The sequence below is a fragment of the Burkholderia sp. WSM2230 genome (assembly GCF_000472445.1).
In the GTDB taxonomy this organism is placed as follows: domain Bacteria; phylum Pseudomonadota; class Gammaproteobacteria; order Burkholderiales; family Burkholderiaceae; genus Paraburkholderia.
In genome coordinates, this window is sequence record NZ_AXAJ01000006.1 from 1 (window position 1) to 24879 (window position 24879).

General features: G+C 63.2%; 18 protein-coding genes. 7 read left to right on the forward strand and 11 right to left on the reverse strand.

Features of this window, described 5'->3' with window-relative positions:
- Positions 1-716: FAD-dependent oxidoreductase (locus tag A3AC_RS29210; protein ID WP_198017993.1), on the reverse strand; the 716-nt coding region annotated here is incomplete at its 3' end.
- A gap of 756 nt (positions 717-1472) precedes the next feature.
- Here A3AC_RS29210 and cobA point away from each other — a divergent pair.
- Positions 1473-2255, forward strand: a complete 783-nt coding sequence (gene cobA, locus A3AC_RS0113530; protein WP_025599453.1) for a uroporphyrinogen-III C-methyltransferase — start codon at positions 1473-1475, stop codon at positions 2253-2255.
- A 103-nt stretch (positions 2256-2358) separates the two neighbouring features.
- Here the strand turns inward: cobA and A3AC_RS0113535 are convergent, their stop codons facing one another.
- Positions 2359-3240, reverse strand: a complete 882-nt coding sequence (locus A3AC_RS0113535) for an MOSC domain-containing protein (protein ID WP_025599454.1) — start codon at positions 3238-3240, stop codon at positions 2359-2361.
- Between the two features lie 376 nt (positions 3241-3616).
- Between A3AC_RS0113535 and A3AC_RS0113540 the strand changes: the two genes are divergently transcribed.
- Both A3AC_RS0113540 and A3AC_RS0113545 read left to right on the forward strand, forming a co-directional pair.
- The gene (locus tag A3AC_RS0113540; RefSeq protein WP_025599455.1) at positions 3617-4021 is read left to right on the forward strand and encodes a heme-binding protein; all 405 of its coding nucleotides are present in this window, start codon (positions 3617-3619) and stop codon (positions 4019-4021) included.
- A gap of 160 nt (positions 4022-4181) precedes the next feature.
- Complete coding sequence (locus tag A3AC_RS0113545) at positions 4182-6353, forward strand: malate synthase G (protein WP_025599456.1); 2172 nt, start codon at positions 4182-4184, stop codon at positions 6351-6353.
- 211 nt (positions 6354-6564) lie between these two features.
- On the opposite strand, the gene galU is transcribed toward A3AC_RS0113545, so the two are convergent.
- Positions 6565-7479 (reverse strand): UTP--glucose-1-phosphate uridylyltransferase GalU, encoded by a 915-nt coding sequence (galU, locus tag A3AC_RS0113550; RefSeq protein WP_025599457.1) that lies wholly within the window; start codon positions 7477-7479, stop codon positions 6565-6567.
- Between the two features lie 285 nt (positions 7480-7764).
- On the reverse strand, positions 7765-7920 hold the full coding sequence (locus A3AC_RS30685) for a hypothetical protein (RefSeq protein ID WP_198017994.1): 156 nt from the start codon (positions 7918-7920) through the stop codon (positions 7765-7767).
- Between the two features lie 236 nt (positions 7921-8156).
- Between A3AC_RS30685 and A3AC_RS0113560 the strand changes: the two genes are divergently transcribed.
- Positions 8157-9389 carry an acyltransferase family protein gene (locus A3AC_RS0113560; protein WP_025599459.1) on the forward strand — a complete coding sequence of 411 codons (1233 nt, stop codon included), beginning with the start codon at positions 8157-8159 and terminating at the stop codon, positions 9387-9389.
- A 185-nt stretch (positions 9390-9574) separates the two neighbouring features.
- On the opposite strand, the gene A3AC_RS0113565 is transcribed toward A3AC_RS0113560, so the two are convergent.
- The 3 genes from A3AC_RS0113565 to A3AC_RS0113575 form a co-directional block, all read right to left on the reverse strand.
- Positions 9575-12040: a glycosyltransferase family 4 protein gene (locus tag A3AC_RS0113565; RefSeq protein WP_025599460.1), complete on the reverse strand. Its 2466-nt coding sequence runs from the start codon at positions 12038-12040 to the stop codon at positions 9575-9577.
- Entirely contained in the window at positions 12037-13503 is a 1467-nt protein-coding gene (locus A3AC_RS0113570) for a flippase (RefSeq protein ID WP_025599461.1), read from the reverse strand. The genes A3AC_RS0113565 and A3AC_RS0113570 overlap by 4 nt, the downstream gene beginning before the upstream one ends.
- A gap of 96 nt (positions 13504-13599) precedes the next feature.
- Entirely contained in the window at positions 13600-15801 is a 2202-nt protein-coding gene (locus A3AC_RS0113575) for a hypothetical protein (RefSeq protein WP_025599463.1), read from the reverse strand.
- Positions 15802-16503: 702 nt separating this feature from the next.
- On the opposite strand from A3AC_RS0113575, the gene A3AC_RS0113585 reads away from it, so the two are divergent.
- The 3 genes from A3AC_RS0113585 to gmd are packed head-to-tail and all read left to right on the forward strand — an operon-like array spanning position 16504 to position 19451.
- Positions 16504-17601: an acyltransferase family protein gene (locus A3AC_RS0113585; RefSeq protein ID WP_025599465.1), complete on the forward strand. Its 1098-nt coding sequence runs from the start codon at positions 16504-16506 to the stop codon at positions 17599-17601.
- Complete coding sequence (locus A3AC_RS0113590) at positions 17598-18368, forward strand: SGNH/GDSL hydrolase family protein (protein WP_025599466.1); 771 nt, start codon at positions 17598-17600, stop codon at positions 18366-18368. The genes A3AC_RS0113585 and A3AC_RS0113590 overlap by 4 nt, the downstream gene beginning before the upstream one ends.
- A gap of 39 nt (positions 18369-18407) precedes the next feature.
- On the forward strand, positions 18408-19451 hold the full coding sequence (gene gmd / locus A3AC_RS0113595) for a GDP-mannose 4,6-dehydratase (protein WP_025599467.1): 1044 nt from the start codon (positions 18408-18410) through the stop codon (positions 19449-19451).
- A 159-nt stretch (positions 19452-19610) separates the two neighbouring features.
- Here gmd and A3AC_RS0113600 read toward each other — a convergent pair whose 3' ends face one another.
- The 4 genes from A3AC_RS0113600 to A3AC_RS0113615 all read right to left on the reverse strand — a co-directional run bounded on the left by A3AC_RS0113600 (position 19611) and on the right by A3AC_RS0113615 (position 24833).
- The gene (locus tag A3AC_RS0113600) at positions 19611-20777 is read right to left on the reverse strand and encodes a glycosyltransferase family 4 protein (protein ID WP_025599468.1); all 1167 of its coding nucleotides are present in this window, start codon (positions 20775-20777) and stop codon (positions 19611-19613) included.
- A gap of 121 nt (positions 20778-20898) precedes the next feature.
- A complete protein-coding gene (locus A3AC_RS0113605; protein WP_025599469.1) occupies positions 20899-22128 on the reverse strand; it encodes a glycosyltransferase family 4 protein in 1230 nt (409 codons plus the stop codon).
- Complete coding sequence (locus A3AC_RS0113610) at positions 22125-23648, reverse strand: glucose-6-phosphate isomerase (RefSeq protein ID WP_025599471.1); 1524 nt, start codon at positions 23646-23648, stop codon at positions 22125-22127. The genes A3AC_RS0113605 and A3AC_RS0113610 overlap by 4 nt, the downstream gene beginning before the upstream one ends.
- A gap of 3 nt (positions 23649-23651) precedes the next feature.
- Complete coding sequence (locus A3AC_RS0113615) at positions 23652-24833, reverse strand: glycosyltransferase (RefSeq protein ID WP_025599472.1); 1182 nt, start codon at positions 24831-24833, stop codon at positions 23652-23654.
- Between the last annotated feature and the right edge of the window lie 46 nt (positions 24834-24879).

The following is a 24879-nucleotide window of genomic DNA, read 5'->3' on the forward strand; positions in this document are numbered from 1 at the left end:
CGGATGCCCGCCGAGAACACGATCATGTCGGTGTCCAGATGCGTGCCGTCCGCGAACTGCATGCGGTGCGTGCCTGCTTCGCCGTCGACGATCGCCGTGGTGTTCTTGTGCGTATGCACGCTCACGCCGAGTTCCTCGATCTTCGTGCGCAGCACNCGGCCGCCGCCTTCGTCGACCTGCACCGCCATCAGGCGCGGCGCGAATTCGACCACGTGCGTTTGCAGGCCCATGTCGCGCAGCGCCTTCGCGCATTCGAGACCGAGCAGACCGCCGCCGACCACCGTGCCGGTCTTCGAGCGCGCACCGCATTCCTGCATCGCCTCGAGGTCTTCAATAGTTCGGTAGACGAAGCAATCGCGCCGGTCGCGGCCCTGCACCGGCGGCACGAACGGCGATGAGCCGGTCGCGATCACGAGCTTGTCGTACGAGAGCGTTTCGCCCGTCGCAAGCGTGACCGTGTGTGCGTTCCGGTCGATGGAAACGGCCCTCGCGTTCAGCTTGAGCAGCACGTTCTCGCGCTCGAAAAAGCCCGGCTCGACGAGCGAGAGGTCGTCCGCGGACTTGCCCGAAAAGAATTCGGACAGATGCACGCGGTCGTAGGCGGGACGCGGCTCCTCGCACAGCACGGTGATGTCGAGGCCGTGTGCGGCGCCTTGCGCCAGACACTCGACCAGTTTGTGACCGACCATTCCGTGACCGATAACGATGATTCTCATGAGCGCGGTTTCCTCAATGTGCTGGGCATCGGTCGCCGCGCTGCCGTCATCGGCAAAGCGGCGCCGGAAATAAAAACGGCGTCCCGCGGACCCAGTCGATGACTGAATCCGGGGGACGCCGTTGTCCTGTCCATGGTGTTGCGGCAAGCGCTTTGTGTAACGCTCGCGGCGGATCGCCGTTGATCCGATGGGCCGGTTTAATGCAAAGGCTATGCCAATGCACCCTCACACGCCGGTGAGCCCCGTTACGCGGGGCTTTGCGTGGAATCGCCGAAGCTCGCGGAACATCTGGGGCACGACGCATTTCGATGCAGCCGGGCACAGCAATGGTGCGACGCAACACTTCGCGCGTGCCAAAAACGGGCGCGGTGGCGGCGCGTGCGGTGCTCCGCTGGCATGCTTCAGACGCCGCCAACGCTCTTGCGGTGCGTTGGCGAAACGTCGGAGCACGCGCTGCCGCGGCCTCACGTCTCTCACTCAACCTATGCCTCTGACATGCGGCGAATCCGTTGGCCTGGTCCTTGCATAACGTTGCACGCAACCAGACGAGTCCTGCCTGAGCAACGAAATCAGCGCGAACGGCTGGACCGCCTCGCGAGACACAACGTGGTGACTCGCGCGGCGTCGAACCATCAATAGCAAACAGCAACGGACAACGGCGTCCCCTCGTGATGATCACGACCGGACGCCGTTTTTGTTTGGGCGCTAGCGCCACGCCAGGGCGCCGGCCACACAGAGAATCAAAAGGACATCGCAATGAACAGCAACTCCGGCAAGGTCACCTTATTGAGCGCCGGTCCGGGCGAACTCGATCTGCTCACGCTGCGAGCGGCCAAGGCGCTCGCAGCCGCCGACGTCGTTCTGCTCGACGACCTGGCAAACCCCGACATCGTGACGCTCGCCCCACAGGCGCGCGTGATCCGCGTGGGCAAACGCGGCGGCTGCCGGTCGACCCCGCAGGCTTTTATCGAGCGCCTGATGCGTCGCTATGCACAAAAAGGGCTGCACGTGGTGCGTGTGAAAGGTGGCGAGGCGCTGCTCTTCGGCCGCGCCGGCGAAGAGATTGCGAGCTTGCGCGAGGCGGGCATTCCGGTCGACATCGTCAACGGGATTTCGTCGGGCTTCGCGGCGGCGGCGGGCCTGGGCATCTCGCTCACCCATCGCCGTCATTGTCATGGCGTGACGTTCGTCACCGCGCACACGGAAGATCACGGCCAACCGGATTGGGCCGCGCTTGCGGCAACGCGCACCACGCTCGCCATTTATATGGGGATGCGGCGTATCGGCAGCATCGCCGCCGCATTGCTTAAGAGCTTGCCCGCCGACACGCCGGCAGCCGTCGTGCAATGGGCCGGCAGCGTCGACGAACGGCGCCTGCTGACGCGGCTGGATCGCCTGGCCGCCGACGCCAACGACGCGGGCTTCGGCAGTCCCGCAGTGATTCTGGTGGGCGATGCGATTGGCGAAAGCGAGCAAGCGCTGTGGGCGCAAGACACGGCATCGCGCGATGAGCAGCCGGCGCATACGCGTGCTGCCTGACGTGCAGGAAAAGTGCAGGAAAGCGCAGGAACGCACGAGAAAGCGCACGAAAGCACATCCAAAGCGCGGCCGTGCGTCCACTACGCCCGCGCGTCGGGGCAGCCTAATCGCCGAAGCCAAGTTCCGCTTCGACCGCCTGCCCCACACGCAGCCATGTGCCCGCCCCGCTCGTCACCACCGCGTTGTTGCCGAAGGTGACCGCACCGTCTCGCTGCGGATTCGCTCGATACACGCTCAGCGTATCGGTCGGTTCGTTGGGCCATTCGGGGTCGCGCTCGCCCTTCGCCTGGTCGATGGTGGGCATCGGACAACGCGCGCATAGCTTCACGAGGCGCAGTTCGACAGGCGCTTCGGACGCCTGCATGCCGTCGATGCTGAGCGTCTCCACATAGTCTTCTTCATACGCATCGAGCCCGTTCAACACGATGTTCGGACGAAAGCGGTCGATCGGAATGGACGGCGCGCCCTTTGCGTTCAGGCGCGTGTTCAGATCGTCCAGCGAAGCCTGAGCGATCACGAGCAGCGGGAAGCCGTCGGCGAAATAGGTCGTGGCACTGCCCACGCTCTGCGTGTAAGCCGGATCGACAATGCGCTCGCGCTCGGGATCGAAGCGCAGGAGGCGCACGGGCATGCCCAGAAACGTCGAAAACCACGCGGCGCACTCTTCGCCCGTGTCGAGTCCGTAGGCCGCGTCGCGCCAGACCTTCGTCACAACCCTGGCGGGCGTAGCGAGTTGCGCGGCATCGAGCGGCGTGCGCAATTCGCTCATGCCGGGCGCACGAATCACCAGTTCGTGCGCCGCAATTTCCACCTTGATCAGCGCCATGCGCGGATGCGCGCGCTGCGTGAGCATTGCGCCGTCCGCATCGACAACCATCCAATAACGATCGTATTCGAGCCCCGTAGCAAGCAGACGCGCTTCATTCAGCGCGATGCCCGCGCAGGATTTGATCGGATAGACGAAAAGCTCGCTGATGGTCGGCATGATGTGGAGGCTCGCACGGTTTTCATGTAACAGGGCTCGATTGTAAATCGGCCCGCGCCGCCCGTTACAGGCTCGATTAGCGCTGGGTCGCGCCCACCCTCGCGATGCCCGCCGTTTCCTCCCGGCGCGCCTGGACGTAGAATTCCAAAGCCTGGCATCAGCATTGCGACCGCCAGCAACGTAAGCGAGCTGGCGCGCGGCATCGTCAAAGTGCCGGCCAACAGGCTGCCCGAAGCGTTGCCAACACAACAGCCAGCGCGCGGACGAAGCAACGTCACGCAGAATGGCGTTTCATCGCCCGATGCATTACGGCATGCGAAGGCGTCGGGCGAACGTACGGAAGTATCCATATCATAAACGAGACAGGACATTCATTATGCTGAGCAAACCCGTGTTGACCGTTGTCGAAACGACCCGCATCCTCGAAGCCGCGCGCGCCGAAGCCGAGAAGAACAAGTGGGCCGTCGCGATCGTCGTGGCCGACGACGGCGGCCACCCGCTCGGCATGCTGCGTCTGGACGGCAGTGCGCCCGCGAGCGCGTATATCGCGACCGAAAAAGCCCGCACTTCGGCAATCGGCCGCCGCGAAACCAAGGTATACGAGGACATGATCAACAATGGCCGCACCGCGTTCCTGAGCGCGCCGCTTTCCGGTACGCTGGAAGGCGGCGTGCCGGTCATCGTCGAAGGCCAGGTGGTCGGCGCGGTCGGCGTGTCGGGCGTAAAGTCCGATCAGGACGCGCAGATCGCGAAGGCAGGGATCCAGGCGCTCGGCCTCTGAGTTTCCCGTAGCGATCAGCGTTGCACGCGTGTCACGAATGCCGTCGTGATGGCGTGGCCATAGACCGAACGCAGCAACTTCGAAAGCAGCTTGACTCAGTAGTAGCCCCAACGCGAGCCGATACCCCACGTCGGCCGCATTCAGACAGATGGAGCAGTCGATGACTCAGATGAACCCGCGCGGCGGACTGCAGGTCGCCGCCAATCTCGACCAGTTCGTCGAAACGGAAGCCCTGCCCGGCACCGGAATCGACAGCGCCGCATTCTGGTCGGGTTTCGACGCCCTCGTGCACGAGCTGGCGCCCAGGAACCGTGCTCTGCTCGCCGAGCGCGACCGCCTGCAAACGGAACTGGACAACTGGCATCGCGCCAATCCCGGCCCGGTGCGCGACGTGCGCGCCTATCGTGCGTTTCTGGAGGGCATCGGCTATATCGTGCCTGCGCCGTCGAACGTAAAGGCCACCACTGCCAACGTCGACACTGAAATTGCCGAACAGGCGGGCCCACAACTCGTGGTGCCGCTGTCGAACCAGCGCTATGCGCTGAATGCGGCGAATGCGCGTTGGGGCAGCCTGTACGACGCGCTGTACGGCACGGACGCAATTCCCGAGACCAACGGCGCGGACCGGCAGAAGACCTTTAACCCGGTGCGCGGCGCCGCGGTCATCGCGTATGCCCGCAAATTTCTTGACGAAGCCGTGCCGCTCGCCACCGGCTCGCACGCCGATGCGACGCGTTACAGCGTGCAGGGCGGCAACCTCGTCGTTGCGCTGAAAAGCGGCACCAGCGAGCTGAAAACCCCCGCGCAATTCGTCGGCTATCAGGGCGAGGCCAACGCGCCCTCGGCCGTGCTGCTCAAGCACAACGGCCTGCACGTCGAGATCCAGATCGACCCGAGCGATCCGATCGGCAAGACCGACACCGCGCATGTGAAGGACGTGGTGGTGGAAGCGGCGGTGAGCACGATCATCGACTGCGAAGACTCGGTTGCAGCCGTGGATGCGAACGACAAGGTTCAGCTCTATCGCAACTGGCTCGGCCTCATGAACGGCGATCTGACCGAAGAGGTCACGAAAAACGGCAAGACCTTCACGCGACGTCTGAACGCGGACCGTGAATATGTCGGCGCCGACGGCAAAACGCCTATCACGCTGCATGGCCGCTCGCTGCTGTTCGTTCGCAACGTCGGCCACCTGATGACCAATCCGGCGGTGCTGACGAAAGACGGCGCCGAGATTCCCGAAGGCATTCTCGATGCGGTCATCACGACGCTGTGCGCACTGCACGATCGCAAGAACAGGCTGAATTCCCGCACCGGCTCGATCTATATCGTGAAGCCGAAAATGCACGGCCCCGCTGAGGTCGCGTTCGCGAGCGAGCTGTTTGCGCGCGTCGAGGATCTGCTGAAGCTGCCGCGCAACACGATCAAGATGGGCATCATGGACGAAGAGCGCCGCACGAGCGTGAATCTGCTCGCCTGTATCGCCGAGGCGTCGGAGCGCGTCGCGTTCATCAACACGGGCTTTCTCGACCGTACCGGCGACGAGATGCACAGCGCGATGGAAGCCGGCCCGATGATGCGCAAGGGCGACATGAAGTCGAGCACGTGGATTGCGGCGTACGAGCGCAGCAACGTGCTCGTCGGCCTGCATGCGGGCCTGCGCGGCCGCTCGCAGATCGGCAAGGGCATGTGGGCGATGCCCGATCTGATGCACGCGATGCTCGAGCAGAAGATCGGCCATCCCAAAGCGGGCGCGAACACCGCGTGGGTGCCCTCGCCGACCGCCGCGACACTGCATGCGCTGCACTACCACCTGGTCGACGTGCAAGCGGTCCAGCAGGAACTGGAGCGCACCGACTACGCTAAGGTCCGCGACGAACTGCTGGACGGCCTGCTGACGATCCCTGTCGTGGAAACGGCGAAGTGGAGCGCCGACGAAATCCGCGCCGAGCTCGACAACAACGCGCAAGGCATCCTCGGCTATGTGGTGCGCTGGATCGACCAGGGTGTGGGTTGCTCGAAGGTGCCGGACATTCACGACGTCGGCCTGATGGAAGACCGCGCGACGCTGCGTATCTCGAGCCAGCACATCGCCAACTGGCTGTATCACGGCGTGGTGACGCGCGACCAGGTCGAAGAGACCTTCAGGCGCATGGCGAAGGTAGTCGATCAGCAGAATGCCGCCGATCCGTTGTACAAGCCAATGGCGCCGGGCTTCGACACCATTGCATTCAAGGCCGCCCAGGCGCTGGTGTTCGAAGGCCGCCAGCAGCCGAACGGGTACACGGAACCGTTGCTGCACAAGTTCCGTCTCGAAGTGAAGAAAGGCTGAGCATGATGGTCGCCGCGACCCGAACGGATGCAGTTCGGGCACGGCAAAAAAAGACGGGCGCCTCGTTGCTGCGGGGCGCCCGTTTTCAATGCGCGCGATGCTGGCGCGCTCTCTGCGTGATCAAATCTGTTTGATCAAGGCCTGATTTCCAGTTGGATTCAGTGCTGCACAAGAACGCGATCCCGCGTGCGTGCGTAGCTCTCTGCCCTCGTCAGGCCGCTTCAGCCGTGTACTGAGGCGGCACGCCCTGCCCATTTGCCTGCATATAAGCCTGCAGATACGCTTCGAACTCGTCCTTCACCTCGGGATGGCGCAGCGCGAACTCCACCGTCGCCTTCAGATAGCCGAGCTTGCTGCCGCAATCGAAACGGGTACCGAAGTAGCGATACGCAAGCACCTGTTCCTCGGTAAGCAGCGACTGGACCGCATCGGTCAACTGCAATTCGCCGCCAGCGCCGGGCTTGAGCGCGCGAATGTGCTTGAAGATGGTCGGCATCAGCACGTAGCGCCCGACTACACCGAGGTTCGACGGTGCCTTGTCCGGCGCCGGTTTCTCGACGATGCCCGAAAGCTTGATCACGTTGTCTTCCCACTCGCGGCCATCCACGACGCCGTAAGAGCGGCTGTCTTCACGCGCAATGGTTTCGACGCCGATGACCGAGCTATGGTAGTGATTGAACGTATCCACAAGCTGGCTCATGACGGGCTTCGAGCTGTGCAGCAGGTCGTCGGCGAGAATCACCGCGAACGGGCTCTGGCCGACCAGTTTTTCGGCGCACAGCACCGCGTGGCCAAGACCCAGTGCTTCGGCCTGGCGGACATAGAAACAGTCGACGTTGGCCGGCTTGATACTGCGCACGAGATCGAGCAGCTTCTGCTTGTTGCGCGCTTCGAGCTCCGCCTCGATCTCATACGACTTGTCGAAGTGATCTTCGATAGCGCGCTTGCTGCGGCCCGTCACAAAGATCATTTCGGTAATGCCGGCAGCAATCGCTTCTTCAACAGCGTACTGGATCAGCGGCTTGTCGACGATAGGCAGCATTTCCTTCGGACTTGCCTTGGTAGCCGGCAGGAATCGTGTCCCGAGGCCCGCTACGGGAAACACGGCTTTGGTGACTTTCAGCATGGTAGGCATTCCCAGATCGGTTAGAAATTGGTTCGCGGGCATTGCGGCCCTTCGACGTCGCCGGAAAGGCTAACAAAAAAGCCACGCGAGATCACGCGTGAAATTTCTCAAACGATGCTTAACAAAGCCGGTCCAGTTCGGTTCAGGCTTTGCATAATATGAAAGACAGCAAGTTTTACGTTGCACATTCAAATTATTTTCGAGCAATTCCGAAAAAGTTACCCGTGACGCTGCGGGCGGGGCCCGCCGCACGCGTTCCGCAATGCGCGCGCGCCGCGCGGCTTTTTACGAGCGCGCTTCCTCGTTTTCGTCGAGTTGCGGCAGCTTTCCCGGATTGATGCGGAAACGGCGGATTGGCTCGTTGCGCAGCGCCTCCCGGTACGCTGAAGCGGCTACGAGGATCAGCAGAACGGCCACGCCGGCAAGCCAATGCAGGTTCATGATTTCCACCTCTCAACAGGAGAATCCGTGCTGTAAATTAGCATGACAAAAGCGATAAATAATTGTCCGGTGGATTCACTTTTGCTCAATTACAATTCGTCACAAAATGGCCTATTTAATGGAAAGGATGGCCGATTTTTTATGCATTTTTTTGCGCCCGCGGTGCACTAGCATGTGATGCACCGCGCGCGGCACACGCGCGAATCCCCATTGCAACTTCTAATAAAGGACCGCGCATGAGCGACTCAGCACTGGAAGCCGGCGGCTCATCCCTGCCCCTCACGCCCCACGCGAGACCCGTCGCGCACCGCGCGCAAAGCGAGGCCCGCGCCGACAGCGCCGGAAAAGAACACGTGATCGACGCGATGCGAGGCTTCGCCGCGCTGCTCGTCGCGTACTTCCATTGCCGGCAGATCGAATGGGTCGGCATGCAGGCTTTTCACCAGAATGCAGGGCATTCGTTCAGCCTGAACACGATTGCTGCGTATCTGACCTTCCCTATCGCGTGGGGCTCGGCAGGTGTGCCGATTTTCTTCGTGATCAGCGGCTACTGCATTCACCGCAGCGCTGCATTGCGGCTCGCCGGTAACCCGGCTTACCGGCTCGACGCCGCGAACTTCTGGGCGCGCCGTTTCGCGCGCATTTATCCGGTGCTGCTCGCAGCATTGCTGCTGACGCTCGCACTCGACTGGTTCAGTCTGCAATTGCCGCCGGTGAGCCACAAGATTCGCGAGATCGGTCCCAGCGCCTTTCTCGTCAATCTGTTTTCGCTGCAAGGCGTGGCAGGCAAGACATATGGATCGAACGGCGCGTTGTGGACGCTCTCGCTCGAAGTGCAGTTCTACGCAATCTATCCGCTGCTGTTCGCGCTGCGCCGGCGCATCGGCATGACGTCCGTGCTGGCAGTAGTCGCCGTGGTCAACGTCGTGTCCGCGTATGCGCTCGAACGGCACGACATTCAGTTCTTCACGTCGTACTGGTTTTCGTGGACGCTCGGCGCATGGATTGCCGACGCAAAAGCGCACAGTGCGCCGCAAGCGCGCTCGTCATGGTGGCTCTATGCGCTCGCCGCTGCGTTCGTTGCGCTTGGCTGCGCGGCGTTCCATTTCGGCCAGTACGGCGCGTTCCAGTTATGGGCGATCGGCTTCGCGTTCTATTTGTACCGGGCGCTCGAGCGCAACAAGGGGAGTGAGAGCAACGGCAGGACGCACGACAGTTGGGGCCTGCGGCTTCTGTCGCGCTTTGGCGACTTCAGCTTCTCGCTGTATCTGATCCACCTGCCGATCTTCGTGCTGCTGTCGTCGCTGCTGTACCGCTCGTCGCTGCAGATGTCGATCTGGCCGTCGTTCGGATACATGCTGGTCGCCGTGCCGGCCGCCTATGTGTTCTACCGGCTCGTCGAATTGCCGGCGATGAAATGGTCGGCCAGTTTCAAGCCGAAAACGAAAAGCGCATTGCAGCGGTCGTGATTGAAAAAGAGCCGAAGGCCGGCGAGTTTTTCGCTGAGCTTCGGCTCCGCTGCGCTAATTTTCCCGATCTTCCGCTTCGCTGCGCCAACTTCCGCCGCGCCAACTTCACAGTCACTGCCAGTCGTTCTGTACGTCGAATGTTTCCCGCGCGGCACTGAGGGCGGCGCGACCGCACATTCAGTCAGTCATGCGCGAGCAGCCTTTCCCACGCCCGCGACACGCCTCAGAATCCGCTCCACACTCTCGACATAGGCGTCGGTCCCAAAGCGGCTCAGCGCCGTTTTGTAGCCATTTTTGACAAGCCTCGCGCGCAGTTCGTCGTTCGAGCGCAACTCGGCCAGTGCGTCGGCCAACGCATGCGCGTCGCCCGGTGTGCAGAGCACGCCGTTTTCATAATCGTCGACGATCTCAAGCACCCCGCCCGCGCGCGCGGCCACCACCGGCCGCTGCGCCAGCATGCCTTCGACGATCACGCGCCCAAACGGCTCCGGCGTGATCGACGTGTGCACGACCGCGTCGACTGCACACATGCACGCCGGAATATCGTGCTGAAAGCCGAGAAAATGCACACGGCCGCCAAGCTTGTGCGCGGCGACGAATGCATGCAGCTCGATCTCGTACTGGTCTTCGCCGAAGAGCGGCGCGCCGACCAGCACCGCGTGCATGTGCGGATTGAGCACCATGGCTTCCAGCAGCACATGCTGGCCCTTCCAGCGCGCAAGGCGGCTGAACGAGCCGACGAGGAACGCATCCGGCGGCAGCTTCAGGCGCTCGCGCAGCGTGGCTTGCGGCACGTTGCGCAAGGCGTCGAACGGGGCCGCGGAAATCCCGTTGAACACCACGTCGACGCGCCTGTCGTCGAAGCCCGTGAGTTCGGCGAATGCACGCGCCGACGCTGCGGAATTGGCGATCACATGCGTGAGGCCAACGCGCGCGCACCATTTGATGATGGCAAGCTGTTTGCCACCGAAATGCTCCGGACTCACGATATCGCGCAGATGCCAAACCACCGGCCGCCTGGCGAGCTTGCCGGCCACGGCGCCGATCACCATCGCGCGTTGCGTGTTCGCATAGATCACCTGCGCGTTGCGCGCGCGTTTGGCCGTCGCTCGAACGAGCGACATCAGGCCCTTCAGCGCCGCACCCTTCGGCAACGAACCGCCCTGCTTGCGCACGTTGCGCAGCGCGCCGGCGTCGAGCACCTCCACACTCACGCCCGCTTTGTCCAGCGCCGTGCGGAACGGGCCGTCGTCGAACAGCACGACCTCAATGCGCGAGCGCAATGCCTTGACGATCTCGAGCAGCGACAACTCGGCTCCGCCAAGCACGCCGCTTTGATCCACGGCCAGAATGCGCGGTGCGCTCGCGGTTGCCTCGGCTCTATACGGTACATACGGCGGCAGTGTCGCGTTGCGCAGCGCGGGCACCGAGGCGCGCACATGCGCGAAGAAGCGCTCGCGGAAGTTGGCGGCGGAAAAACGTTCGGCATTCGCGCGGCAGTCGAGCGGCGAAAAACGCTTCACGTGTGCGTCGAAACGCTCGACCGCGGCGACAATCGACTCTTCGCTTTGCTCGTCGAAGAACATGCCGGTGGGCCGCGGCTCGGACAGGTCGCGCACTGTTTCGAGCGCCCCGCCCTTGCCGTACGCAATGACCGGCGTGCCGCACGCTTGCGCCTCCACGACCGAAATGCCGAAGTCTTCCTCGGCGGCGAACACGAAGGCCTTTGCACGGCTCATCCGGTCTTTCAGCACATTGAACGGCTGATAGCCCATGATCTCGACGTTCGGTCCAGCCTTTGCGCGGACTTTCTGCATGTCCGGGCCGTCGCCGATCACAACAAGCTTGCGCTCGGGCATCCGTGCAAACGCCTCGACGATCAGATCGATCTTCTTGTACGGCACCATGCGCGATGCCGTCAGATAGAAATCTTCCTTCTCAGTGCATAACGTGAACGCTTCAACGTCGACGGGCGGAAAGATCACCTGCGCGTCGCGCTGATAAACCTTCTTGATGCGTCGGGCGATGAACTCCGAGTTCGCGACAAAACCGTCCACCGAGTTCGACGTGCGGATGTCCCAGTTGCGGATGTAATGCAGAATCAGCCGCGCCATTGCGGACTTGGGTCCGCTCGTCAGCTTCGACTGCTGCAGATACTGGTGCTGCAGATCCCACGCATAGCGGATCGGTGAATGCACGTAGCTGATATGCACCTGGTCCGGACCGGTGAGAATGCCCTTCGCCACTGCGTGACTGCTCGAGATCACCACGTCGTACGCGGACACGTCCAGTTGCTCGATTGCGAGCGGCATGAGCGGCAGATAAGTGCGATATTTGCTGCGCGCGAGCGGCAGGTTCTGGATGAACGACGTGGTGACAGGCTTGCCGCGCAGAAAGCTGCGGTCATCGAGAAAGTCGACGAGACTGAACAGGTCCGCGTCCGGGAAACACGCAACGATCTGTTCGAGCACCTTCTCCGCGCCGGCGTAGGTGACGAGCCAGTCGTGCACGATCGCAATACGCACGGCTTTTTCTCCGCGCGCTGCGGCACGCCGCGGCGGCGTCTGCGCGGCGGGAGCCGTGGTGAGTTCGGCCAGTGCGCTGCGCGTCGGCGGTTGCAGCACGGCTTCTTCAAGGACTTCGTGGTTCATGCGCTTTTCCTCGGATTCAGTCGCAACAGCAGTGAGCGCGCCAGATCGCGCAACGCGGGCGTCATCGTGATGGACCAGGCGAGGTTCGCGCCGACCATCAACACGCCGGCTACGATCGCCATGGCGAGGCCCGGCAGGAAGCTGGAAAGCCACAGGCTCGCCAGCAGGAAAACGAGGTGCGCCAGCATGTCGAGCGCGATCTGCCGCGCACGGATCGCGGAGAGCCGCAGCAGTACGATGTAGTCGAACAGCGCGCGGCCGGCCACCGCCATCGCCGCGCCCGTCAGGCCGAAGTGCGCGATGCCGAGCCACAAAGCCCCTGCAAACAGGGGCAATTCGCACAGGCCGACGCGCGCGGCCGTAGCCGGATTGACCTGCGACTGGATCAGGATGCGGGTCACGTTGGCCTGCCCGACGAGCCACACGGCGACGATCATGATGCGTCCCACGGGCGCCGCGACCGTTGCGATTTCATTGCCGACCCACAGATGAAGGAACGGTTCGAGCACCAGCATCGCGATCAGGGCGACGGGCGTGAACACGCCATTGAGAAATTCGAGCGACTGCTGCGTGATAGTGTCGGCATCGGCGCGGCCCACCGCGGAAAGCCGTGGAAAGAGCGTGCGCACCATCGCGGTCGGCACGATGTTCAAACGCGTGACGAGGTTTTGCGGCACCGTGTAGTACGTGACGAAACGTGCGCCAAGACCCGTACCCAGCATCACGCGATCGAGCGATTCGGCGATCATGTTGGTGACGCTCGCAATCAGCATCCATCCGCCGAAGTTGAAGAGGCCCTTCGCCACGCCGAGCTGAGGCGGCAGAACATTGCGTATATCCAGCACTTTTAGCGCCGAACGGCCGAGCAGGATCGCGGCGAGAATACGCGCGAACACCGCCGCGGCCAGCACGTTCTGCAGATTCGCGCCAAGCCACAGCGCCGCGCCGAGCGGCAACAGCTGGAACAGAAAGGTGCCGATGGTCTGATTCGTGTTGTACACGCCGAATCGCTCGGCACCGTTGATCGCGCCCGCGAACACCCATGACACGTTCGCAAGCGGAATCGCCACGGCGAGCCACGGCAGCGCCATATACACCTCATGCTGCAGCTTGGGCGATACCTTCGTGAAATACGCGGTGTACAGAAACGCGCCGAAGTAAATGATCAATCCGCCGATCACACCGGTTGCGAGATTGAGCCACGTCGCGCTCCAGAACACGCGCGCGCTTTCACCCTTGTCGCCCGAGGCGCGCGCCTTCGAAATGTGATTCTGCGCGGCCATGCTCATGCCGAGATCGAGAATGCCGAAGTAGCCGATCAGCGTCCACACGAGACTGATCACGCCGTAGCGTTCGACGCCGAGCAGCTTGATATACGACGGCACGGTCACGAGCGAGACGAAAGTCGGCAGCACGAGGCCGAAGAAGTTGATCGCTACGTTCTTGAGGATGCCTTTGTCCATCGGATGCCCTGGGTTCGACTACGATTGCCGGTGTTGCTGTTCATGTGTTGTTGCCGCGCGATGCCGCCGCGGCGCAGTGCGCCACGCATTGATCCGTCATGGTTTCCAGCGGTACATCAGCACCTTGCCGCGCGCGTCTTCTTCGACGAAAACGAGGTACTCGCCGTTGCTTCGCTTTGCCGCGCTAATGCCGTTCGGCACATCCACCCAGCCGGACGCACGGCCTACTTCGGGACCAGGCCGGATCACGCCCACTTCGCGGCCGTTGTCCTTGTCCCAGACATGCACCGCGCCCACAGGCTCGACGCCGAAGATGTACTGCCCCTCGACCGTGAGGCCGATGATCGTCGCGATGGGTTTGCTCTGCGTCTGCCACGGCAGCGTGATCGAGTAACGCTGCACCGGCTTGCCGCTCGACCATTTGTCGTAGCGCACCAGCACGCGGCCCACTTCCTTCCAGAAGCCGCGGTCGGCGGGCGTGTCAGGCGTATAGCCGGTGACGTACATCGTGTCCGTGTCCGGCTCGTAGATCGCGCGATGCAACTCGGCAAAGGGTTGCGGCACCGGGTACTGCGTGATGTCCGAATACGAATAGACGGGGTTGCCCTTTGCATCCAGCCCGCCAAAGCGGAAGCGATAAATGCCCTTGGTATCGCGCGTGCGCCAGATGTCGCCGGCGGTATCGACCCACCAGCCCCAGCCGCCCGCGAGCTTCGTACCGCTTGTATTGAGCGCAAATTCGTCGACATTGAATTTGCCGTCGCCGTTTGCGTCGCGCCAGATCCAGTCGCCGCCTGGCGGGGCATTCGGCACCTTGGCCACCGCACGCTCGCGGCCGGCGATAAAGCCCGACGGAATCGCCGTCTCGCCATCGCGTTGCGGGTCGAAGCGATAGATCTTCAGATGGTCCGCATACATGTCCGTCAGATACAGGAAGGTGCGCCCCTTCAGCTTGCGGGCAATCGGCAGGCCCGGATACTGGTCGGTGTGAAAAACAGGATCGTCCGGATACTTGAAGCGATTGGACAGGAATCCGACATATTTCCAGTCCTGCCCGGCGGGTTTCGACAGATCGAGTTCAAAACGTTTGTTGCCGGTATAAACGCTGTCTGGGCGCGCCGGATCGAGCCAGGCGCCGTCGACGAAAAGCAGCCCCTGCACCAGCCAGTTCTGCTTGCCGTCGGGTGCGTAGCTTTCCAGCGTCGCGCCAAGACCTGCGCCGATCGGCTCGTAACGCGGGCCGATGCCGTTGGTCGACACATAGACATTGCCGCGCGCATCCACGCCAACGCCGGTGAGCCCGTTCAGGCGCTGCGGCCCGGGCCTTCCCGCGACACCGCTGAAAATGCCGCCGCGCTCGCCGAGCGTATCGGTTTGCTCATAACGGCCGTCGCGTTTGCTGAAGAACAGCACCTGCTGACGCGGCCCGTTATCGGCAATGAGCACACGGCCTTTCGTATCCACGGCAATGTCGACCGCGAGTGTCCCCGCAGGCAAGTCAAAGTTTTCGTCGATGCGTTTTCCGCCCGGCGTGTAGTGCTCGACATGCGGCGCGCGATCGTTGCGCGTGCCGCTCAGCACCCACAGCGTGCCGTCCGGCGCAAGCGCGAGGCGGCCCGGTTCGTGAACGCTCCACGTGGCCTTCTGTTGCATCGATTCCGCGTCATATACCTCGATGCGATCGCGCGCCGTGTTGGATGCGTAGAGTGTCGTCTCGCTCGCCGCAAGGCCGCCTATCTCGGCGCTCGTGCCGGTCGGCACTTCGTTCATCATCAGGAAGCCGGCCGCGAGTTGGGCATGCGGATCGGCGCTCTTCGCCGCGGGCTGGAACGGCGCCGCCTGCTTTGGATCGGCGATCTGCCGGCGCGAGATGCCGAACCACTGCTTGCCTTTTTCAGGCCACACGCCGTGCCCGACCAGCCGGCCTTTTTCATTGCCGACCGCGATCGCGACGAACGCGTACTTGCGATTGATCGCGATCGCATTGCCGCCGCCATTGCCCCAGCCATGCGTGCCGCCCGCGAAACCGAGCATCTTGCCGTTCTGATAGACGCTTGCCTCCGCTCCACTTTCGTCCCACGGCGCATTCGTGTACACCTTGCCGTCGGGCGCAACGGCAATAGCGGTGATGTTGATCTGCGCCCAGGTGCCGTCGCCAAAACCGAACGTATTGCCGATCCACGAGGTTTTTGCGTTCAGCACCGTTTCGGCGCGTGCGGCAAAACCGGCCGATAAAGCGGCCAGCCCGGCAACGCACGCGCATACCGCGAGACGGCTCCTGAACGTGAAACGGGGCAAGGTAGGTCCTCCAGTCAAGACGGATCGATGCTTTACAAAACGACGGTGTTAGAAGCGCAAGCGGGCACGAACGCAAGCCTGTTAAAGCGCGAGGGCAACGAAGGTGACGGCATGCGCCGGGACCTGCTTTGAAAGACGAAGCATGAAAGCGCGGCCACCGGCTACGCAGGCCATGCGGAGTGCAAAGCGCGGCCGCATGCAGGATCAGATCGCGGTGCTCTGCGCATGCGCCGTCCTTCGCCACCCACTGCGCACGGCTCACATTACGCGTAAAAAACGCCGCGACGAAAATCGAAAATAATTCAAAAATATTCGATGCTTTGGATTGGAATAAAGAAATCAATTTAAAAATCGATTAAAGGGAAGGTTTTCCTGTTGCGTGCTCTCGGCGGCGTCTGCCGCGCGATGCAGTACACCATGTTTTACCGGCACCGTGTCGTTTCTCCGGCAGGTCCGCACTTCGATCCGCGCCGGCGACCTGACGCAGGCACAAGCTTGAAACAGGCATGAAACGCGTGCGCAAATGCATAACGAAACACCCTGTTGCAATCTGATTCATTTATCCATTTCATTCGCGTTTTTTCGCGATTTTCTTTTGCCTAGAATCGATTGCAATCATGTCGCGGCCGTGACCGGCGCGATCCCGTCGTGCAACGCCTTGCGCCTTTCCGCGGCTTCCCCGCTTCACACCATGGACGGTTCATGACTGCTAGCGCCCTGCCCATAGCGCCTTCCCATTCACGCCGCATCGTGCAGCTCGACGGCTTGCGCGCGATAGCCGTCCTTGCGGTATTCGCACAGCACGCCCTGAAAGCGCCGCTATGGATGGGCGTCGATCTGTTCTTCGTATTGAGCGGCTTTCTGATCACCGGCATCCTGCTCGAACGCAAGGCACGCGGGCAATCGTATTTTGGCTACTTCTATGCACGCCGGGCGCGGCGCATCCTGCCGCCGTATCTGCTGCTGATGGTGGTTTCGTCGATCCTGTTCGGCTTCGGCTGGGCGCAGCATTGGCAGTGGTATGCGTTCTTTGCGACCAATATCGGCGATGCGCTCAATCAGAGCGGCCACGACAGCCTGAACGTGCTGTGGTCGCTCGCCGTCGAGGAACAGTTTTATATTGTATGGCCGTTCGTGATCCTGCTCGTGCCCGAGCGCGTGCTCGCGTACGTGGCAGCCGCACTGATCCTGCTTGTGCCGGTGCTGCGCGCGGTGGCCACGCCGTGGTTCGATTCGTTCTGGCCGATCTATTACCTCACGCCGTTTCGCATGGATCTGCTCGCGGCAGGCGCGTTGCTCGCGGTGGCCGTGCGGCGCGATCGCAACGCGCTCCAACCGTTCAAGGGTGTCGCGGTGCTCGGCGTGATCGTCGCTCTCGCGACGCTCGCGTGGCTGCATCTGCATTTTCCGCGCTTTCGTGCGGCCAATACGCCGCTGTCGAATGCGGGGCTCTATAGCATTTCGCTGGTGCTTTGCACGTCTGTCGTGGTCATCGCCCTGCAAAGCCGGGGCATCGTCAAACGGCTGCTGTGCAATCCGGTGCTGGTGTACATCGGCACCATCAGCTACACGATTTATCTGATCCACCTGAGCGTGCTGTATGCGCTGTGGCCGCTGAACATGAGCCGCTATGTCACGGCCGCGCTCGCGCTCGCGATCACCCTGGCCTATGCGAGCCTTACGTGGTTTGCGTTCGAAAAACGCCTGATCTTCGGCTCGCGCGGCAATTCACGCACAACAGCCGGCGCCGCTGCGAGCGTGCCGGGCGCGGCGCCGCAAGCACCGCAAAGCCGCGCATGAGATGCCGGACATGGCTCGCCGCGACGGCGCTGCTGGCGTCGCTCACCGCGCCTCATGCGGCGGTGGTGGACGCGGCACCTGAAGCAGCACAGGCGACCCAGGCAGCGCAAACAGCGCAATCAGCGCAGCGGCAGATTGCAATCGAAGCCTACGGCGACTCGACGACACTCGGCATTTCATGCAGCGAAGGCCATTGCGGACCGCAGGCGCAGAACGCCGTGGCCTATCTGCAGGACGAGTTGCAGATGCATCACGGCAAGCGCGTTCTTGTCGCCAACTATGGTGTGGGCGGCACAACGGCCACGCAACTGCGCGACGGCACCGGCAATCGCCGCGCCAGGCCCACTGCGGGTTTGCCGTGGCGCGAACGGCTCGCGGCATCGTCCGCGCAGATCGTGCTGATCAACTACGGCATCAACGAAGTGATGCAGAACCAGACGCCCGAGCAGTTCTACGCCGCGCAAACTGCGCTCGTCGAAACCGCCCGGGCGCTCGGCAAGGAGCCTGTACTGGAAACGTCGAATCCGATGCCAGATAGCCGGCTCAATGCGCGGCTCGCCACGATGGTCGCGATGACGCGACGCGTGGCCGCCGAGCAGCGGGTGCCGCTCGTCGACCAGTTCGCGTACATCAGCAGTCTGCCGGACTGGAAAGCGTTGATGTCCGATGGCGCGCATCCCAAGCCGGGCTTGTACAGGCTCAAGGCCGAGCAGGATTTTCAGGTCGTCGAACCGCTGGTGCGGCGGCTCCTGGATGGCACGCTCTGAGGTGCTCTTTTTTTCTTTTACCAATATTGAAGGCAAGCTATGAGCCAACCACGCAAAGCGATCATCACCGGTGTGTCCGGGCAGGACGGCGCCTACCTGACCAGGCTGCTGCTCGACAAGGGCTATCACGTCACCGGCACGTACCGGCGCACGAGTTCCGTGAATTTCTGGCGCATCCGCGAACTGGGGGTGATCGACCATCCGAATCTTCGGCTCGTCGAGCACGATCTGACCGATCTCGGCTCGACGCTGCGTCTGCTCGAAGGCGCACAGGCCGACGAGCTGTATAACCTGGCCGCGCAGAGCTTCGTGGGCGTGTCGTTCGATCAGCCGGCGACAACCGCCGAGGTGACCGGCATCGGCGCGCTGAATCTGCTGGAAGGCATTCGCATTCTCAGCCCGAAAACGCGCTACTACCAGGCGTCGACGTCGGAAATGTTCGGGCTCGTGCAGGCGGTGCCGCAACGCGAGGACACACCTTTCTATCCGCGCAGCCCGTATGGCGTGGCCAAGCTCTTCGCGCACTGGTCGACCATCAACTATCGCGAGTCGTATGGTCTCTTTGCAAGCAGCGGCATTCTGTTCAATCACGAATCGCCGCTGCGCGGGCGCGAGTTCGTGACGCGCAAGATCACCGACAGCGTCGCCAAGATCAAGCTCGGCAAGCAGGATGTGCTGGAACTAGGCAACCTGAGCGCGAAACGCGACTGGGGCTTTGCTCTCGAATACGTGGAAGGCATGTGGCGCATGCTGCAAGCGGACGAGCCGGACACCTTCGTGCTCGCCACGGGTCGCACCGAAACGGTCCGCGACTTCGTGCGCATGGCATTCACGGCGGCCGGTTATCAGCTCGAATGGTCGGGCAAGGAAGAGCGCGAGACCGGCATCGACGTCGCCACCGGCAAGACGCTGGTGCGCGTGAATCCGAAGTTCTACCGGCCAGCCGAGGTTGACCTGCTGATCGGCTGCGCGGACAAGGCGCGCGAGAAGCTGGGCTGGGAGGCAAAAACCAGTCTGGAGCAGCTGTGCCATATGATGGTTCATGCGGATCTCGGGCGCAACGAGCATCACGAGACGTTCTGAACCGGCGCGGCGTTCGCCTGCATCGCGGATGATGCGGGTGAACGCGGCTCGTGCGGGGTTAGTGCACATCCACGCTCCGCCACAAAAATCAGCGCGCGAAAAAAAGGCGCCGGCTCTTGCAGAAGAGGGCCGGCGCCTTTTTCCTTGCGCTCTCGAACCTCAGTGCACCCCGCCCGCCGCAATCGCTTCGGCATACACCGCCGCGACGCGCTTCGCGATCACCGAGTTATCGAAGTTCTCGCGTGCATAGCGCCGGCATGCGTCGGCGTCGGGCAGCTTCAGTCTGCCGCTCAGCGCGCCCGCGAGACCCGCGGCAATCGCTTTAGCGCCCGTCTCCGGCAGCACGAGATCGGGTGACAGACCCGCCACCGCTTCCGGCAAGCCGCCCACCGGTGTCACCAGCACAGGCGTGCCCGACGCGAGCGACTCGACCGTGATCAGCCCGAAGCCTTCGAGCGCCACCGTCGGCACGACGCTGATATTGGCCGCGCGGTACAGCGCGGCGAGATGCTGATCGGGCACGAAGCCGAGCAGCTTCACGTTGTCCTGCAAGCCTGCTTCGTCGATACGCGCCTGCAATTCGTCCGCGAGACGGCCCTTGCCCGCGATCAGCAGCAGCACGTCCGGGTGATTCGGCTTGAGCAGTTTCACTGCATCGATCAGATCCTCCAGACCCATGCGCCGCACGAGGCGCCGCACCGCGAGCACGATTGGCCGGTCCTGCGGCAATTGCAGCTTGAGACGCGCCTCGGCGGGCGTGAGCGGCAGATTGAACTGTTCGACGTCGACGCAACCTGGCACCACGCGCACACGGTCCGGCGAGATGCGATAGCGCGAAGTCAGAATCTTGCCGAACGCCTCGGACAGCACGATAAGGCGCGACGAACGCGCATACACCGATTGCTCCAGATAACGCTTCGCGCGCTGGCCGAGCGAATCCGCGCCTTCGACGTGGCTCTCGTCAGCCCACGGTCCCTGAAAATGCGAGACCTGCGGAATACCGCGCGTCACGTCGAGCCCAGGAAACGTATAGAGCGCAAAGTGCGACGAGATCACGTCGGGGCGCGAGACGCCGATCTCATGGCGCAGCGCGCGGCGCGCGGCCATCAGGCGCAACGGCAGCGACTGCGCGGCGGAGCCGAAGCCGTTGATCGCGCCGCCGGTATCGGCGGCAACCTTCGGCGAACCGGCTACGACGCCGCGCACCGCGACGCCCGCGCCGGGCAGCGCGCCGACCAGCGAGTAATACATGCGGTCGAGGCCGCCCGCGCGCTCGGGGAACCAGTGCATCCCGATCTGCAGCGATTTGATTGAACTCGTCGTCATTGTCATTCCCCTTTTGTATTCCGTGAGGTATTCGTGAGTGGTGATGCTCCGGTGTCCGAAGCGCCTTGCGGCTTAACTTCGCGTGCCTCGCGCCGGCCTCTTGCGGCCGGCCGCGCCCCCGTCACTCCACGCTGTTGTGCCCGGCCAGCGTGTTCAGCGTGAGCGCGTCGGTCTTCGCGACCACCGCGGCCTCCGCCTCGCTGCGCCGGCGATTCTTCTGCTGCCCTTCGAGCTGCCGATACAGCGCGATGTATTGCGCGGCCATGCGTGCCCAGCCGAAGCCGGTTGCCAGGTCGCTGGCGGCCGCGCCCATCTTGCGGCGCGCGTTGTCGTCGGCGGCAAGGCGCGCGATGGCGGCAGCAAGCGCCTGCGGATCGTCCGGATCGTCGAGCACGATCCCGCATTCCGGCGTGATGATCTCGGCCCCGCCCGCCGTGCGCGCGGTGACGACGGGCAGGCCGGCCGCCATCGCTTCGAGCAGCGACAGGCTCATTGCCTCATAACGTGATGGAAACACGAACGCATCGACGGAATGCATCAGCACGGGCATCTCCTTGACGAGTCCGAGAAAATGCACGCGCTGTGCAATGCCGAGCGCCTTCGCTTCGTCCGGATACGGACTGCCCGGAAGAAAGCCGGCCACCGCGATATGCACGTGCTCGGGCAGATGCCTGAGCGCCGCGAGCACGGTGCCGAGGTTCTTGCGCGGCGTGCGCAGGTCGCCGACGAACAGCAGCAAAAATGCATCCTGCGGCAGGGCGAATTTCGCGCGGTCGCCGGTGGCCGCCGCGAAGCCGCGCGTATCGACGCCGTTGTAGATCACGTCCACGCGATTATCCGGCGTGAGGCCGATTGCGCGGATTTCGTCGGCGACCTTTTGCGACACCGCCGTGATGACCTTCGAGCGCCGGTAAGCCCAGCGCTCGAAAAGCGCGTTGCAGCGCGTATAGATCGACTGATACGCGGACCACACGCCTTTGGTGAGCCCGAACGGGTAGTACTTGCTGCCGAGCCAGCCACTATGCACGAAGTGCGACGTGTTGACGTCGGCAGGCATCCACGTAATGAAGCCATTCACGTGCAGCACATCGTATTCGCGGCGATGCGCGCGCAGCCAGAGCGCGCTCTTTAGCGCGAACACCTGCTGGCGCAGAAGATTGGTGGGCCACCAGCGGCCGATTTTCATCGGCACCCAGCGGACATTCGGATGAACGAGCAGGTCGGGCGCCACATGCGAGGCGATCAGCGTGACGCCGATGCCTTCGTCGAGCGCCGCGCGCGCGATCTCGTGGTTGACGCGCCCCTGGCCGTCGTTATGGCGCACAACGTGCGTGACAATGGCGACTCTCAATCAGTGCCTCCGTGAAAAATTGGCATGCGCGATGACGCGCTCGCGCGGTTGAGCTTTTCGTAATGCACCGCGGAAAGAATCGAAAAAACGCTCATGAAAAGCAGTAGCCCGCCGGTGCCGACAAGCGAATTGGTGAACACGAGCATCGCGAAAGTCGCGAGACAGAGGCTCAGGCACGCGGACACGTATTTGTCGTGGCGCAATCTGAACGACGCCAGCACGGCGCGTGTGAGCAGCCAGACAATGCCCGACATGTAGAGCAGCGTGCCGGGCCAGCCGAGCACGAACGGTATGTTCATCACGCCGCTGTCGAAGTTGCCGTACTGGCCGAGCTGGCCGCCGTCGTTCGAGAGTTTCGTCGACGTGCCGGTGGCGCCCATGCCTTCGCCGGAGACATCCGTGAAGGCGGTTTTCGCGAACGTCGCGTAGAACTCGTTGCGCGCCGCGTAGCTCTGGTCGTCGTTCAGATTGACGATGGTCGACAGACGGGCCTGCATCCGCTCGGCCACCGGACCCACGGCGAGCAGCGGCACGCACAGCCCGGCGAGCAGCACGGCGCTCGCGACGATACGCACGCGCACCTTGTTGTTCGACTTCACCAACTGGATGAGCAACGCGATGACCCAGCCGCCCCAGGTCGAGCGCACGAGGCTCAACGCGAACGAGAAGAAGCCGAGCGCCGCGGCGACCCAGCGCACTCGGTGGGTCGCGGCCATCACGTAGACCATCGCGCCCATCATCGCGAACGCGAACGGTCCCGAGGAATTCATCGTGCTGAAGACGCGCACGCCCATCGGCACTGCGTCGCCTTGCGAGTTCATCTGCGAGCCGAGCATCCACAGCGCGTCCCACTGCGGCATGATGAAGAACTGAATCAGGCCGTAGCCGCCCATCACGAGCATGCCCCAGATGAACGTGTTGACGATCGTGTCGCGGTACTGCGGATACTGGCGCGTGTTCGCCATGATGTGAAAGCCGATCAGGATCGGATAGAGCCAGTTCGCGAGGTCATAGGTTGCCGCGAGCGGGCCGCTCGACACCACGCCGACGAGATACGCGTAGACGAGTCCGAGCAGGATCAGCAGCACCGGCAGGCCGCGCCGCTGACCGAGCAGTTTGTAGTAGCGCAGCAGCGAGAGCGCGCTGATCATCGTGACCGCGAGCGGCGCGACCTGGATCAGGCTGGTCGGCGTGAAAGATCCTTTGGACCAGTCGGCGAGGCGGCGCACTTCCGGGCTCAGAAACCACAGCCACCACATGAAGCCGATGTAGCGCGCCGGGCTCTTGAAGTAGAGCCACAGGCCCGTGAGAATCGCGAGCACCGGAAACGCGAGCGTGAGCACCGTGCCCTGATGCGCGACGATCAAGACAGCGGTAATCAGCCACAACAGAGCCGCAGGCAGCCACTCGCGCCGACCGCGCGACGCGCGTGTCCTCGGCATGCCCGGCACTCCCGGCAGGCCACCAGCGCCCGGCATGCCGGGCGGAGGCGGAACACCGGCTCGGGAAAGCGTGGCCATCGTTCAGAGACCTCCGCGCGATTCTTGCGCGGCGCTCTGTCCAGCCTGCCCGCGCGCGGCCTGGTCCGCATCGGCATCGGAGGCGCTGCTGCTACGCGCGGCGGCCCGGGCACGCAGCATCTCCTGCGTGATGCGCACATGCTGCGTCGCGTAGTGCTCGGTGGTCAGCTGGCGCGCGAGCAGACCGGCAGCGGCCGCCTGCGCCTGGCACAGCGCGTCCATCGGCGCGGCGGCGAGCCGATCGACCGCGTCGCGCAACGCCTGCGGATTGAACGGCGGAACGTAGCTGGCCTCGCTCGCCGGAAAGTAGTCCTGCAGCGCGCCCACGTTGGTCGCGACCATCGGCTTGCCGACCGCCGCCGCCTCCAGCATCACCGTAATACCGGAGGCGTGCGTATTCGGCCGCAGCGGCACGACGATCACATCGGCCCAGTCATACAGCTCGTGCTGTTTTTTGATCCCCGAAAAGAGCGCGATCTCGACGTTCGGCGCGCGCAGCGAAGCGGGAATCCGCCGCCGCGTGGCGAGCTTTACCGTGTAGCGTGCGTCGTGGCCGAACGCCTTGATGAGCGTCTCCCAGTCGCGGTCACGGTCGTTGCCGATCGCGGCGATACGGATCGGCGAATGCGGCTTCCACTCGGCCGGCGTCTTCACCGGAAAATCGCGCGTGTTCAGGCCGTACAGCAAGGGCTTTGCCTCGCGATCGAAATAGCGCTTGCACAGCGCGGCGTTCTCGCTCGCGAGCGTGGTCAGCTGATCGGCGCGCGTCATCAGCTTGCGATACAGCCAACTGCGCAGGATTCCATACGAAGGCCACTTGTCGATGAGCCACACGCTTTGCGCGAGCAGCAGCGGCGACGCGTTCGCGCCGGCCTTCCTGCCGCACAGCAACAGCATCAGCGCGGCCGACAGCCATTCCTGTTCGGTGTGCGTCCAGATCACGTCCGAGCGCAGCATTTCCGCGCGATTGCGCCATGTGTGGATGAAGTCGAAGCCGAGCGCCGCCTTCAGCGCACGTCGCGCGAGCCGCACCGGTTTGCTTTCGCGCGCGTCTTTCGAATAGGTGAGCGCAAAGGCGTCCGATTCGGCATGGTGATAGCCATACAGGCAACCGATGTTGTCGCCCTGTCGATAGAAACGCGGATCGGCGCCGTAAAACAGATGAACGTGGACCTTCGTTGTCATGCAGAGACTCCCTTGCCGATGCTCTAGCGTTTATGACGCTGCGTGC